The sequence below is a fragment of the Actinoplanes sp. DH11 genome, from assembly GCF_020873875.1.
Classification (GTDB): domain Bacteria; phylum Actinomycetota; class Actinomycetes; order Mycobacteriales; family Micromonosporaceae; genus Actinoplanes.
This window is the reverse complement of the sequence record NZ_JAHWGU010000192.1, coordinates 1-380: the sequence shown is the minus strand read 5'-3', so window position 1 is coordinate 380 and position 380 is coordinate 1. Positions and strand designations below refer to the sequence as shown.

The following is a 380-nucleotide window of genomic DNA, read 5'->3' as shown; positions in this document are numbered from 1 at the left end:
CCCACCGGCACCCCGCGGCCGGATCCTCCGCGTCACCGGCCCCCTCCGGCGGTGGCCCGATCGGTGCCACCACCACGGCCGGCGAACCCCCGCCCGCCGCGGCCGGGCCCGCGTACACGGGAACACCCGATCCCGGAGGCGCGAGCACATCCACCAGCCCTGTGCCGGAGGCCCCCAGGACACCCCACCGGGGCACCGGCAGGGATCCGGGCGGTACCGGCACCCACGCCGTCCGGTGCAGCCCCCCGGCGACGGCATCCGCGGCGGGCGGTGAAACCGGAAGCGGTCGCAGCGTCAGCGCACGCACCGACGCCACCGGCGCGCCCGACTCGTCGGACAGCTCCACCGCGGCCCGCCCGTCCGGCCCGGGAACGACCCGG

Annotated in this window: 1 protein-coding gene; it reads right to left on the bottom strand. The window is 79.5% G+C overall.

The window, feature by feature from the left end; genetic code table 11:
- A partial coding sequence (locus LPA41_RS41385) for a hypothetical protein (protein WP_229076984.1) occupies positions 1-380 on the bottom strand: 380 nt, incomplete at both ends.